Source organism: Pseudoxanthomonas sp. SL93, assembly GCF_026625825.1.
In the GTDB taxonomy this organism is placed as follows: domain Bacteria; phylum Pseudomonadota; class Gammaproteobacteria; order Xanthomonadales; family Xanthomonadaceae; genus Pseudoxanthomonas_A.
In genome coordinates, this window is record NZ_CP113065.1 from 3,606,995 (window position 1) to 3,620,275 (window position 13,281).

The 13,281-nt window shown below is 61.2% G+C and carries 14 protein-coding genes; 10 read left to right on the forward strand and 4 right to left on the reverse strand.

The annotated features are described in order from the left end of the window. Position 1: 1 nt before the first annotated feature. From OVA13_RS16875 to OVA13_RS16910, 8 genes are all read left to right on the forward strand, one after another. Positions 2–1,654, forward strand: coding sequence for a hypothetical protein (locus OVA13_RS16875; RefSeq protein ID WP_267791609.1), 1,653 nt, complete (start codon positions 2–4; stop codon positions 1,652–1,654). A gap of 29 nt (positions 1,655–1,683) precedes the next feature. Next, positions 1,684–2,814: a glycosyltransferase family protein gene (locus tag OVA13_RS16880; protein WP_267791610.1), complete on the forward strand. Its 1,131-nt coding sequence runs from the start codon at positions 1,684–1,686 to the stop codon at positions 2,812–2,814. Between the two features lie 44 nt (positions 2,815–2,858). Beyond that, positions 2,859–3,701: a glycosyltransferase family A protein gene (locus tag OVA13_RS16885; protein ID WP_267791611.1), complete on the forward strand. Its 843-nt coding sequence runs from the start codon at positions 2,859–2,861 to the stop codon at positions 3,699–3,701. A gap of 87 nt (positions 3,702–3,788) precedes the next feature. Continuing rightward, positions 3,789–4,352: a hypothetical protein gene (locus OVA13_RS16890; protein WP_267791612.1), complete on the forward strand. Its 564-nt coding sequence runs from the start codon at positions 3,789–3,791 to the stop codon at positions 4,350–4,352. A gap of 69 nt (positions 4,353–4,421) precedes the next feature. After that, complete coding sequence (locus OVA13_RS16895) at positions 4,422–5,804, forward strand: hypothetical protein (protein ID WP_267791613.1); 1,383 nt, start codon at positions 4,422–4,424, stop codon at positions 5,802–5,804. A 23-nt stretch (positions 5,805–5,827) separates the two neighbouring features. Further along, entirely contained in the window at positions 5,828–6,871 is a 1,044-nt protein-coding gene (locus tag OVA13_RS16900) for a glycosyltransferase family 2 protein (RefSeq protein WP_267791614.1), read from the forward strand. A gap of 7 nt (positions 6,872–6,878) precedes the next feature. After that, the gene (locus OVA13_RS16905) at positions 6,879–7,727 is read left to right on the forward strand and encodes a GNAT family N-acetyltransferase (protein ID WP_267791615.1); all 849 of its coding nucleotides are present in this window, start codon (positions 6,879–6,881) and stop codon (positions 7,725–7,727) included. After that, complete coding sequence (locus OVA13_RS16910) at positions 7,717–8,511, forward strand: PIG-L deacetylase family protein (RefSeq protein WP_267791616.1); 795 nt, start codon at positions 7,717–7,719, stop codon at positions 8,509–8,511. Before OVA13_RS16905 ends, OVA13_RS16910 begins: the two co-directional genes overlap by 11 nt. A gap of 12 nt (positions 8,512–8,523) precedes the next feature. Here OVA13_RS16910 and OVA13_RS16915 read toward each other — a convergent pair whose 3' ends face one another. The 4 genes from OVA13_RS16915 to OVA13_RS16930 form a co-directional block, all read right to left on the reverse strand. Further along, positions 8,524–8,931, reverse strand: a complete 408-nt coding sequence (locus tag OVA13_RS16915; RefSeq protein WP_267791617.1) for a GtrA family protein — start codon at positions 8,929–8,931, stop codon at positions 8,524–8,526. Positions 8,932–8,958: 27 nt separating this feature from the next. Then, the gene (locus OVA13_RS16920) at positions 8,959–9,912 is read right to left on the reverse strand and encodes an electron transfer flavoprotein subunit alpha/FixB family protein (RefSeq protein ID WP_267791618.1); all 954 of its coding nucleotides are present in this window, start codon (positions 9,910–9,912) and stop codon (positions 8,959–8,961) included. After that, positions 9,912–10,658, reverse strand: coding sequence for an electron transfer flavoprotein subunit beta/FixA family protein (locus OVA13_RS16925; protein WP_267791619.1), 747 nt, complete (start codon positions 10,656–10,658; stop codon positions 9,912–9,914). Before OVA13_RS16925 ends, OVA13_RS16920 begins: the two co-directional genes overlap by 1 nt. Positions 10,659–10,734: 76 nt before the next feature. Further along, positions 10,735–11,667: a D-cycloserine synthetase gene (locus OVA13_RS16930; protein WP_267791620.1), complete on the reverse strand. Its 933-nt coding sequence runs from the start codon at positions 11,665–11,667 to the stop codon at positions 10,735–10,737. A gap of 116 nt (positions 11,668–11,783) precedes the next feature. Between OVA13_RS16930 and OVA13_RS16935 the strand changes: the two genes are divergently transcribed. Both OVA13_RS16935 and OVA13_RS16940 read left to right on the forward strand, forming a co-directional pair. Further along, positions 11,784–12,533, forward strand: a complete 750-nt coding sequence (locus OVA13_RS16935) for a CoA transferase subunit A (RefSeq protein ID WP_267791621.1) — start codon at positions 11,784–11,786, stop codon at positions 12,531–12,533. Continuing rightward, complete coding sequence (locus OVA13_RS16940) at positions 12,533–13,168, forward strand: CoA transferase subunit B (RefSeq protein ID WP_267791622.1); 636 nt, start codon at positions 12,533–12,535, stop codon at positions 13,166–13,168. Before OVA13_RS16935 ends, OVA13_RS16940 begins: the two co-directional genes overlap by 1 nt. Positions 13,169–13,281 lie beyond the last annotated feature (113 nt).

The window sequence follows — 13,281 nt, forward strand, 5'->3', positions numbered from 1 at the left end:
TATGTCGACAGCGATTATCATCGCGGGTATGCATCGCAGCGGAACTTCCGCCACCACGGGTGCGCTCAGGTTGGCTGGCGTATCGTTGGGTGAGGTGCTGGAACCGGCTCCTGACAATCCGAAAGGTTACTTTGAGAACCAGCGGGCTGTTGAGATTCACGAGCGACTGCTCGCCGCGCTCGGCAGCAGTTGGGATGATGTGCAGGCGTTGCCGGAAAACTGGCAGCAAAGCGACGCTGCCACTGTCGCCAAACAGGCGATAGGGCAACTCATCGACAATGAGTTCGCAGATGCGCAACTGTGGGCTGTCAAGGACCCGCGCATTTGCCGGTTCATCCCTTTGTGGCGTGAAGTCCTTGAGGCGCGCGGCATCAGCGTCGCGGTGCTGTTTGTAGTGCGCCATCCCGATGAGGTTGCGGCCTCCATAAGTGCGCGCGATGGCTGGCTGGCTCCGTTGGGAAAGTTGCTATGGATGCGCCATGTTTTCGAGGCGGAGGGGTCGACCCGCGACCTGCCGCGGACGGTGCTCAGCTACGAGAGCTTGCTCCAACGACCGGATACCGCGCTGAGATTGGCGCTGCAGCGCTTGAGCTTGGAAACGACTTTCGAGCCTGAGAGCGAGTGGCGAGAGAATCTCACTGAGTTCATTGATAAGCGGGACCGGCACCATTCCCGCGATGGTCTAGGTGAAGTCAATGATGAGTTCTCGGGTCTCCTCGATGCGGTGTACGAAGAGATGAGGGTGCTCGAGGCCAAAGGGGGCGACTGGGAAAGGTTCGAGTCGCTTGCGTCTAGCACTTACGCGTCGCTGGGCGGCTGGGGACCGTACGTGTCCGCGGTGGCCGCGAAGGCGTCGAAGCACCGTACGCAGGCCTCCGCGCTGGAGATCGAGCTCATCGAGACCCGGAGCAAGCTTAATGCCCAAGTGAAATGGTCCGAGGGCGCAGTTGTCCGACAGGATGAACTTAGGCTGCAGCTTGAGCGTACCGATGCGAAGGCCAAGGACGTCATGGCCGACATGATGGCTTCCCTTGGGGTGCAAGTTACGGCTTTGCGGGAGGCGATTTCTACGGTAAGCGAAGATCGTCGCCGGGTTGCCGAGGAGCGTGATGCTCTGCTGGTCCACCGTGATGCGTTGAATGCGGATTACGTCATGAGCATCGAGAATATCAATCGCGTAATCCAGGACTGTGTCGCTAACATCGGTCGACTGGAGGAAAGCAATGCATCTCTCGTTCGCTCCATCAACAGCGAGCGGGCACAGTGGATGGACGAGCGTGAGGTATGGGCTGCAGAGCGCAGCAGGCTCGCCGAACGGCGCGAAGAGACCGAGTCGGAGCTAAGTAGGCTGAAGAGCGAACTGGAAAGTCAGCAAGCCTTCGGTGCACGACTGGCCTTGGAGCTCAGCGAGTTCCAAGGCGCGAGGATAGCCCTGCTGCAAAGAAACGCGGAACTGGGCGAAGCAGTCAAGACACTGACCTCGGACATCCATGAAGTGGGTTTTCGTAATGTCCAGCTCAATGAGGAGCTGCGTGACATGTCGGTTCGCATGGAAGTAATCAATCGCTCACTGTCGTGGCGACTGACGAAGCCGCTCCGAAGCCTTGGCGCCGTTGTGCGACGCTGGTTCGGAACCGACAACACCACCAACTAATCTACAGACCAGGCATTGGACACACGGCAATGATCTATTACACCTCAATATGCTCCAACTATCTCCCGAAGGCGATGGCGCTGGCCGAATCGCTCAAGCGGCACAACAGGGACGCCACGTTCGTCCTTTGCCTGGTGGAGCGGGAGATTCCGGATGTGGCAAAGGGTTTCCCGCATTTCGACGAAATCGTTCTCGCCAAGGATGCAGGTTGGGAGAATTTCGATACGTTCATCTTTCGCCACGCCATTGTGGAAGCATCCACCGCAGTGAAGCCGCGCTTCATGCAGTACCTGATGGAGCGATTCACCGATAGCGACAAGTTCGTGTATCTGGATCCTGATGTCCTGGTCTACGGAGATTTTGTCGAGCTGCGTAGCCTGTTGGATGACAACTCCATAGTGCTGGCGCCGCACCTGCTGCGTCCTGGCAATATCGACATGGAAATCAGCTCGCTGGCACACGGAAGCTACAACCTGGGGTTTCTGGCCGTTAGCAGAAGCGAAAACGCCCGTTCCTTCGTCAGCTGGTGGGCCGAGCGTCTGTTTCTCTTCTGTTATGACGACAAGGCGAGGGGGATCTTCACTGACCAGAAATGGATTGACTTGGCTCCTAGCTTCTTCGATGTGCACATCCTGAAGCATCATGGCTACGATTTCGCAACCTGGTCGCTGCTGGGGAGCGATCTGCACGCTGCCGGAGACGCCTACGTCGTGAATGGCGATCCCCTGCGCTTCATTCATTTCTCAGGCTTGGATTCTGGGACGATCGACAAGGCCATCGGTTGGTGGCTCACGGATGAAAACAAGTCCTGCTTCGTCGATCTTTACGAGGAGTACAAGCACAGGCTGGAGGCGAATGGACAGTCGGAATTGGGGAAGATGCCGTGGTCATACGCGAACTACGACGACGGCAAGTTAATCGCCACGACCACGCGCATTGCATTCCGCGATCCGGAGCTGTGGCACAAATTCCCGTCGCCATTCTCGGCCAGTGATGCGGAGATCAGCCCGAGGGCTGCGGAACCCGTTTTGCGCACCCATGAAGTGGATCAGGGCGGCGCCCAGAAGCTGAGCATCATCGACCGTTTTGCTCGCTCCGTCGTGGAAATCGGATTCAGGCCTTCGGTCCTGAAGGCTCTTCGCAAGCTAGTAAGCGTTTGACGCAGCGTAGCTGCAATTGAACGAAGCTGTTGAAAGGGGGTGTTGTGTCCAAGGTCTCGATTGTTATTCCGTGTTTCAACGCCGGCGCATTGCTTGCCGAAGCGATCGATTCCGCATTGAAGCAGACGTACCCCGATCTCGAGATCGTGGTGGTCGACGATGGTTCGACCGATGCGCTGACGCGGGAAATGCTCGACCATGCGAGCTGGCCGAGGACCCGCATCATCAGGCAGGAGAACGCCGGGCCCGCAGTAGCCAGGAACAGGGCAATTGAAGCGAGCGTCGGCGATTTCATCCTGCCGCTCGACGCAGATGACACTATCGAGCCGACCTATGTAGAGAAGGCCGTGGCGGCGATGAACGCCGATCCGAATGTGGGTATCGTGTACTGCAGGGCGATGAGATTCGGCAGCGAGAGTGGGCCCTGGAATCTTCCGCCTTACAACCTGCGCGAGCTGGTGATAGATAACGTTATTTTCGTCACCAGCCTGTTCCGTCGAGCGGATTGGATCCGAGTGGGAGGCTTCAATCAGTCGCTGCGGTTGGGCGTGGAGGACTACGAGTTCTGGGTTAAGATTGTAGGCCTTGGACGTGATGTCGTGCAGTTGGATGAGTACCTGTTCAACTACCGTATCCAGCAGACGTCGCGCACCAGCAACTTCTCCGCTGACCGTGCTGCGATGGTTGCCACCTATGCGCATATATTCCGAGACAATATCGGATTCTATGCGAAGAACGCAGAGTTTATATTCGAGCATCGCTTCGGGCTTTACGATGAACTGGTCCGGTATCGCGCGCGTTACGGCAATCTGGATCTGTTTTTCGCACGGCATCCCTGGATTCACCGCCTCGCCAAGAAGCTCGGTAGGCTCGTGGGACTGATCTAGCGAGTGTGTACGTTCCGTTGATGATCTTGATCGGCGCGCGGGATATGACCGTTCGCGCCACTGAGTAACCTTGAGGCAATCATTGCTATGTCAAACAAACTGCTTGGATCTTCGCTTCTGGTTGCGGCCATTTTCTCTGTCGCGGGCTGTCGCGACAGAGCTGCGCCGGAAAATACGTCGTCAAAAACCGCGGCCGAGAGCGCGACGGCAACGCCCGAGCCCGCGCCGCCTTCGAACGCGGTGGATGAGGCCAAGACGGCTGCCATGGATGACGCCCGCCTGGCTACGGCAGCCTGGACCCGACATGCCTGCAGTCTGGACATGATCGACAATGGTCCGCCCGAAGGGAGCCTGGACAAGGGTATGCCCCACCTGTTCCAGGGCTTCGTGCTCGATCAGAACGGCACCGCGGCAGGCGATTTCACGGTGGTCTTCAAGGGCGAGAAGAGCTTCGGTATTCCCGTCTCGACGGGGAAGAATCGCCAGGATGTCGCGGACTTCTTTAAGAATCCTTCGCTTGCCAGCGCCGGATTCGAGTTCACGAGCACACTTTCACCGATCCCCTCGGGCGACTACAAGGTGCTGTTTCTGATCGATCGTGGCGCCGAGTTGTTCTTCTGCGAAGCGGGAAAGCAGATTTCGGTCAAGTAACGCACGCAGGGCTGGCCCATAAGCTTGTTGTGGCGCGCACGCGCCACGTAACCCCGAGATAGGACCGTGATGTCGAAATATCGCGCCAGTGTGCTGTTGATTGCGTTGCTGTTCGCGACCCTTCTCGCGGCCATCCACTCGCCAGGACAGATCTCTGTTGACAGTGGTATTGCCTTGTACGAGGGCATCGTGGGGCGTGCGGTGGGTTGGGGGCCGACCTTCTTTGCCGCCGTTCTCGCTTGGTTGGGGGGTGGCATCCTTGGTGCGAGCATCTTTGTCGCACTCAATTGTCTGGTTACCTACGGTCTGCTGGCCGCGCTGCTGACCGTCGGGGTGAGTGCGGGCAAAGTACCTGTATGGCGGATGTGCATTGCCGTGCTGCTGGCGGCCAATCCGTTGTTCATGTTCTACGTCGGCATCATCTGGAAAGACGTGATGCTGGCGTCGACCGCGGCATCGGCCGTGGGTCTACTGCTGTTCTCGTTGCGAATGGAGAGGCGCAGTGCGCTTCTTGCTCTGTTCGCCTCCACAATATGCATTGCCATGCTGCCGTTGCTCAGGCAGCAGGGGATACTGTTGGCAGTGCCGCTTGCGGTGATGTGTGCCTGGGTGATAGCCAGGCGCTTCGAGGGTTCGATGGGCGTACGCGCTGGGCTGATGGTCGCCTCTCTGGTGCTGACCCTGACAATGAGTGCGGCTTTGTCCAAAGCCGCGGCTCTGCGCGTGACCTCGCTGCCTGCGAGCCCGGTGTCAGTCGGCTTTCTGACAATCCGCGCCTACGACATCGTTGGCATGGTCGCGTATGCGGAGCCTGGCGATTCATCCGCCTGGACGGGCGCCAGCCCCGTTGCGATCCAGAAGATGAAGACCGGCTATAGCCCGCAACGCATAGATACGTTGTGGCACGACGCTGATGTGCGCGGTTATATCAATAGTATGAGCGCTGAGCAGTCAGCGCAGGTCTGGCGGAACGGCATAAAGCAGGATCCTCAGGCCTATCTCACCCATCGCGCTCGAGCCTTTGAGGCGCTGATAGGTGCGGGCCCCATGACGGGTTGCGTTCCTGCTTACTGGGGCGTGGCGGCGGTACCGGAGCATCTTTCCGCCTTAGGGGTCGCCGAAGAAATGGATCCACGAGATCGCTTCATCGGCGGAGAAGTAAAGCTGTTTGAACCCACAATGGTTTTCAGGCATTGGTGGTACGCGGCGCTTCTGCTGATAGCTACCGTTCTGTTGCTCCGTGGCTCTCATTCGACGGAACGATGGATTCTGAGAGTGGCCGCACTTGTCGCGTGGCTTTATCTGGGTTCTTTCGTGCCGACAACGATTGCGTGTGATTTCCGCTACCTGTACCCGGTCAGCTTCCTGTCCACGCTGATCTGCATCTACATGCTGGTGCACCCTCAAGGCAGGCAGGCCGTCAAGGGCGAGGTTGCAACAAGTGCTCAGTGAAGCATGCCTCCCCGGATTCCCGCATGCGGACGCAAACAATAAAGTCGATCGGTGCCAGAATGATTGAGTCACAGCGAATAGCGATAGTCATTCCCTGTTACAAGGTGCGCAGGCACGTACTCGATGTGATCGCGGCGGTTGGCAGCGAGGTAAGCGCGATTTATTGCGTGGACGATGCGTGTCCCGACAAGAGCGGTGATTTCATCGAAGAGAATTGCCGCGACGCGCGGGTGCGGGTGATTAGGCACCAAGTGAACCAGGGGGTGGGTGGCGCAACACTGACTGGTTACCAGCTGGCGGTCAGCGACGGTGCTGCAGTGGTCGTGAAGGTGGATGGTGATGGGCAGATGGATCCGGCCCTGCTGCCATTGTTTGTCGCGCCCATACTTCGCGGGGAGGCTGACTACTGCAAGGGCAATCGATTCTGGGATATGGGCGAGATCCGCCAGATGCCGTGGCTCCGCCGTGTCGGGAATCTCGCGCTGTCCTTCATGGCGAAGGCCTCAACGGGATACTGGGACATATTCGATCCGACGAACGGCTACACTGCCATTCACGCGAACGTCGTAACCAAGCTGCCTGTAGATTCAATCAGCAAGCGATATTTTTTCGAGACCGACATCCTGTTTCGTCTTAATACCATCAGGGCAGTCGTCATTGATGTTCCCATGGACGCGAAGTATGGAGACGAGGTCAGCAGCCTGAAAATCTCGAGTGTGCTGGGGGAGTTCGCGCTGAAGCACGCGAGAAACTTCGGGAAGCGAATTCTTTACAGATACTACCTGCGAGATCTTTCAATCGCGTCGCTGGAGTTGCTCGCTTCCGTCGCGCTGTTGGGAGCTGGTCTGATCTATGGAGGAGTGCACTGGTGGATGGCGCAGAGTACAGGCCAGCCGGCCGCCGTTGGGACGGTCGTATTGCCGGCATTGGCCATTATCAGTGGGTTGCAATTCCTCCTGGCATTCCTTGGTTATGATATTGCGAGTGTCCCGCGCAGGCCGATCCATCCGTCCTTGATTCCCACTCATCGGCCGGAATTGGCAGCTTCTGTATCCGCAACGCCATGAGGTATGCATGGATTTCCGTCCTACCCAGACAGCGCATGATCGGCTCGCAACCTATGCCGGCCTTTTCCAGAAATGTTTTCCCGGCGCGTCGTCGCTTACGCCCGACTATCTGAGTTGGCTGTATGCCGACAATCCCGCGGGTGACGTGGTCGGATTCGACGCGTGGGATGGCGATAACCTGGCTGCCCACTACGTGTGCGTTCCGGCAAATGCAACCGTGAATGGGCGTCTTTCTCGGGTTCTTTTGTCGCTCAATACCGCCACCCATCCTGACTATCAGGGCAAGGGGCTGTTTACGAAGCTGGCGGAGGCCACCTATCAGCGAGGGGCAGGCGACGGATTCGATGGCGTTTACGGCGTGGCGAATGCCAACTCCACGCCAGGATTCGTTCGCAAACTCGGATTTGAGCTCGTGTCGCCTCTGGATGCGCGGATCGGGCTGGGCTCGATAACCCGTGCGGATGCCCGGACAGCCACTCCCAGCTTCGAGCGAGTCTGGGATCCCGAGAGTCTGGCTTGGCGAGTGGCCAATCCCGCCCGTCCTTACCGGCTGGTTCGCTGCGGGACGGGAAAGATAGGGGCGGAGGCTGCCACGGGAAAGCCTGGCCTCGTTGCCTGGGCGGAGCTCCTGCAGCAGACGGCAGGGCAGCCATCGCTTGCGGGGGCTTCATTAGCGATGCGTCTGCACCTGGGGCTGCGGCCGCGCCGGGAGTCGCGTGCAGGCGTATGGATCGATGTGCCGAGTCGCTTCCGAGCCAGTCCGCTCAATCTGATATTCCGGCCACTGGTAGATGTCTCGGAGAGGATCGACAAGGACAACATCAGTTTGGGGCAGCTTGATTTCGATGCCTTCTGACCGGAGCGCCGTACTGCTCGCCGTGTTCGCTCATCCGGACGATGAGTTTGCGATCTTTCCATGGATCGAGCATGCGGTGCGCGAGGGCATCGAGGTACATGCTGTATGGTTGACCGACGGTGGCTGGGGTGGGCAGGACATCGTGCGCCGGCAGCAGGAAAGCGTGGGTGTGCTAAAGGCGTTGGGCGTCAAGCGCGAGAACATGCACTTCGAGGGTGCTAGGTTGGAAATCGCCGATGGCGATCTCTATCGCTCTCTTGAGCCTGTTACCGACGCGATTCTGACGTTGGCGAGACGTCTCGGGCGAGTTGAGGTGATGGCGCCGGCGTGGGAGGGCGGGCACCAGGACCACGACGCGGCCCACCTTGTCGGACTGTCACTCATTCAGGCGACCGGGGCTACGGGCTGGGAATATAGCCTCTACAACGGCTATCGATTGCCAGGTCCCATGTTCAATGTTCTCTCGCCGATACCCAGGCAAGATGAGGTGCAGACCCTCAGGACGAGTCTGCGGCAACGACTTGAATGCATTTTCAGATGCTTGCGCTTTCGTTCGCAGTGGAAGAGCTTTCTCGGATTGCTTCCGCTCTACACATGGAAACTGCTTCGTGCGGATGCCTTTGTGCGAAGGCCTATTCGGCCTGAGCTGACATCGAGCCGGCCGCACGCAGGTGCATTGCTCTACGAGAGGCGAACAGGGCTCTCGTGGGACGCTTTCGCCGCGGAGACCGCTGCATTCCGTGCCGCGCGAGGTCCAAGCGAACCGGGGCCTCCGCCCGACTGACGCGCCAGCGGTTCATCGGTAGATCCACAGTTTGGAGACGATGAACCCGAGGCCCGCCAGCACAATGTCGATGACCGGTTTCGCCATGCGAGCGCCCTCAATGCCGGCAACCTGTTCGACAGCCCATACCGCTGCGGTGCTGAGGCATGTCATCGCGATCCAGGAAATCAAATACTTGATCGCCTGGGCGACGCCAAGCTTTGTATCCGCTGTCCGAGCAAACGTGAGCTGCCCATTCAGCCAAAACCCCAAGGAGGCGCCGACTACGCGGCCGCATAGATTCGCCGGGATTACATCCATTCCTAGCTCGGTAAGCGCAACGAAGCAAGCCCAGTCCGTGCAGATCTGCACAACACCGATGATGGCGTACAGCAGGATCTGACGCACGATTCGCTGCCGTCCCTTGTCGGAGAAGGCCATGGTGTTAACGCGTCCTAGCACCGTGGGTCAGATGGCCTTTTCCAACTCAGGCAGCAACTGGAACAAATCCCCCACCAACCCGATGTCCGCGATCTCAAAGATCGGCGATTCCGGGTCCTTGTTGATGGCGACGATCGTGCCGGCGTCCTTGATGCCGGTCAGGTGCTGGATGGCGCCGGAGATGCCGACGGCGACGTACAGTTCCGGGGCGATGATCTTGCCGGTCTGGCCGACCTGCAGTTCGTTCGGCACGTAACCGGCATCGACCGCGGCACGCGAGGCGCCGACGGCGGCGCCCAGCTTGTCGGCCAGCGCATAGATGACCTTGAAGTTCTCGGCCGAGCCGACGCCGCGACCACCGGAGACGACGCGCTTGGCGCTCTGCAGGTCGGGGCGATCGGACTTGCCGGCGGCCAAGCCCACATAACGCGTGTGCGACGGCAGGACGGCATCGACGCGGGTGGCTTCGACCGGCGCGTTGCCACCCTTGGCGGCTTCCGGCCACGAGGCCGTGCGCACGGTGGCGACGACGGTCTGGTCGGCCGGGGTTTCGACAGTGATGATCGCGTTGCCCGCGTAGATCGGGCGCTTGAAGGTGTGCGTGCCTTCCACGGCCATCAGGTCGGAGACCTGGTTGACGCCGAGCAAGGCGGCCACGCAGGGCAGCAGATCTTTGCCGAACGTGGTCGACGGTGCGAACACGTGGGTGTAGCCGGCTGCGAGCGTGGCGATCTGGGGTGCCAGCACCTGCGCGATGGCATTCGCGTTGGCGGCGTTGGCGACGGTCAGCACCTTGGCGACGCCGGCGATCTGCGCGGCTTCGGCGGCGACGGCCGACGGATCGGCGGCCAGCACGACGACGTCGATGGCATCGGCCTTCACCGCGGCGGCGGCGCTGACGGTCTTGGCGGTGGAAGCGTTGAGCTTGCCGTCCAGGTGTTCAGCGATGACGAGAACCTTGGCCTGCATGTTGTTCGACATCAGAGCAACCCCTTCTGCTTGAGTGCGGCGACCAGTTCGGCCGCGTCCTTCACCATGACGCCCTTGCTGCGCTTGGCGGGCGGGGCATAGTGGGTGGTCTTGTGCGTATCGGCGGCATCGACGCCCAGGTCGGCCAGCTGCAGTGTTTCCAGCGGCTTGCTCTTGGCCTTCATGATGTCGGGCAGCTTGATGAAGCGCGGCTCATTGAGGCGCAGGTCGGTGGTGACGACGGCGGGCAGGTCGACCTCCAGCGTTTGCAGGCCGGCGTCGACCTCGCGCACCACCGTGGCCTTGCCGTCGGCGATGTCGAGCTTGCCGGCGAAGGTCGCCTGCGGACGGCCCCACAGCGTGGCCAGCATCTGGCCGGTCTGGTTGGCGTCGTCATCGATGGCCTGCTTGCCGAGGATCACCAGGTCCGGCGATTCTTTCTCGACCAGCTTGAGCAGGGTGCGGGCGGCGGTCAGCGGCTGGATGGCCTGGTCGGTGACCACATGGATGGCGCGGTTGGCGCCCATGGCCAAGCCGTTGCGCAGGTGGGCCTGGGCATCGGCGGGGGCGATGGTGGCGACCACGACTTCGGTGGCGATGCCCTTGTCGCGCAGGCGCAGGGCCTCTTCCAGCGCGATCTCGTCGAAGGGGTTGGGGGACAGCTTGACGCCGTCAGTGACCACGCCGGAGCCGTCCGGCTTGACCTGGATGCGGACGTTGTAGTCCACCACGCGCTTGTAGGCGACGAGAATCTTCATCCTGCGGGAATTCCTGTGTGCGACGTTGAGGCCCGGTCGCGGCGGCAGACCGAGGGCAGAAGCCGGATTTTAGCTGTCAGACGGTGCCCGTGCGAGCCCGTACGGTGTCGCGCGTCAGCAGTTCAGCCAGAATATGCGCGAAATGTGCCGCGCTGCCGGGCGCCTGGTCGAAGAACAGGGAGGGCTCGGTCAATTCCAGTTCCAGCAGGCAGGGCTGGCCGTCGGGCCCCGCCAGCAGGTCGATGCGCGCATACGGGAGTGGCGCTTCCAACTGCCGCAGGCGCGTCGTAGCGAGCAGGATCTTCTCCGCCAGGGCCTGCTGCGCGGCGCTGGCCCGGCGGGCCGTGATGTCGTCGGCGGCAGCGGGTGTCTGGCGGGTGCCCTCCGGCGTGATCAGTTGGGCGCCTTTCCGTATCGCGTGGCTGAACTGGCCATCGAAATAGAGCAGGGCGGTTTCGCCCTCGCCATCCACCGAGGGCAGATAGGGCTGCAGCATCACGCTGCGCTCCTGGTCCAGCAGGCGGGCGATGTGGTTGCCCGCGGCGAAGTCCTGATCGCGGGAATACCGCTGCGTATCACGCGCGCCCGCACTGACGACGGGTTTGACCACGAATTCGGTCGCGTCCCAGGCGCGCAGGAAACCGGCCAGCGCATCCATGGGCTCGGCATCAGGTTCGACGAAGACCGTCGGCACAGTGGGAATGCCCACGGCTGCCAGGTCGGCGAGATAGTGCTTGTCGGTATTCCAGCGCACCACATTCAGCGGGTTGAGCAGCCGCGTGGTCTGATCCACGTGCTCGCACCAGGCCAGGAAGGCCGGCAGTCGCTCGGTGTAGTCCCATGGCGAGCGCAGGAGGACTGCGTCGAACCGGTTCCAGCTGACGGTGGGATCGTCCCAGGCCACGGCGCGGGCGTGCAGGCCGGCGTCCGCGCAGGCATCGAGCAAGGGGGGCAGGTCGTCGTCGTGACCGGCCGCGGCAATGGCGGTGACTAGGGCCAGGGATTTCATCCGCACAGTGTAAGCGCACGCTGCCTGCACGAATCCTATTGCCCGAAAGTACCTGTGTGCGTCACGGAGCGGTGGGTAGAATGGCCGCCTTCCCAATGCATGAAACGGAACCCGTCATGGCCGAACCCGTCGCTTCCGCTCCGCCTTCCTCTGCCGGGGGCAGGAACAAGCTCTATGCCAGCGCCGCTGCCGCATTGGAGGGCTTGGTCGCCGACGGTCAGACGCTTGCCGTGGGGGGCTTCGGCCTGTGCGGGATTCCGGAAGCGCTGATTACCGCCCTGCGCGACAGCGGCGTGAAGGGGCTGACAGCCATTTCCAACAATGCCGGCGTCGACGGCTTCGGCCTGGGGCTCCTGCTGGAGACCCGGCAGATCAGCAAGATGATCTCGTCCTACGTGGGCGAGAACAAGGAATTCGAGCGCCAGTTCCTGTCCGGTGAGCTGCAGCTGGAGTTCAACCCACAGGGCACCCTGGCCGAGCGCCTGCGTGCCGGCGGCGCGGGCATTCCTGCGTTCTTCACCCGGACCGGCTACGGCACGGTCGTTGCGGAGGGCAAGGAAACGCGCCAGTTCGGCGAGCACTGGTATGTCATGGAAACCGCGCTGAAGGCCGACGTGTCGCTGGTCAAGGCCTGGAAGGCCGACAAGGCGGGCAATCTGGTTTTCCGCAAGACCGCACGCAATTTCAACCCGGCGTGCGCGGTGGCCGGCAAGGTTTGTGTGGCCGAAGTAGAGCAGGTGGTGGAGGTGGGCGACATCGACCCGGACCACGTGCACCTGCCCGGCATCTACGTGGACCGCATCGTCCACAACCCCCATCCCGAAAAGCGCATCGAGCAGCGCACCGTTCGCCAAGGAGACAAGTGATGGCCTGGACCCGCGACGAAATGGCGCAGCGCGCCGCCCGTGAGCTGACCGATGGCGCCTACGTGAACCTGGGGATCGGCCTGCCGACCCTGGTCGCCAACCACATCCCCGCGGGCATGGATGTATGGCTGCAATCGGAGAATGGCCTGCTGGGCATTGGCCCGTTCCCCGGCGAAGACGAGGTGGACGCCGACCTCATCAACGCCGGCAAGCAGACCGTCACCGCACGCCCGGGTGCCAGCTACTTCGGCAGCCATGATTCCTTCGGCATGATCCGCGGAGGCCATATCGACCTCGCCGTGCTGGGTGCGATGCAGGTCACCGACAAGGGCGACCTGGCCAACTGGATGGTCCCCGGCAAGATGGTCAAGGGCATGGGCGGTGCGATGGACCTGGTGGCCGGGGTCAAGCGCATCGTGGTGCTGATGGAGCACGTGGCGAAGGACGGCAGCCACAAGATCCTGCCCCAGTGCGACCTGCCCCTCACCGGCGTGGGAGTGGTGAACAGGATCATCAGCGACCTGGCTGTCTTCGACGTGACCGCGAACGGCTTGGTGCTGGTGGAAATGGCGGACGGCGTCACCGAGGATGAGCTGCAAAACAAGACGGGCGTCCCGTTTCATCGCGTCAGTTAAAGAGATGCGTCCGGAAAGCCGATAGAAAGTTCGAAACCCCTATTAACTGCCAGCTGTCTGGCGCCGCCGGGTCCTCCGATACGGGAGCGGCCTCACTATTATGGGTTGGCGGG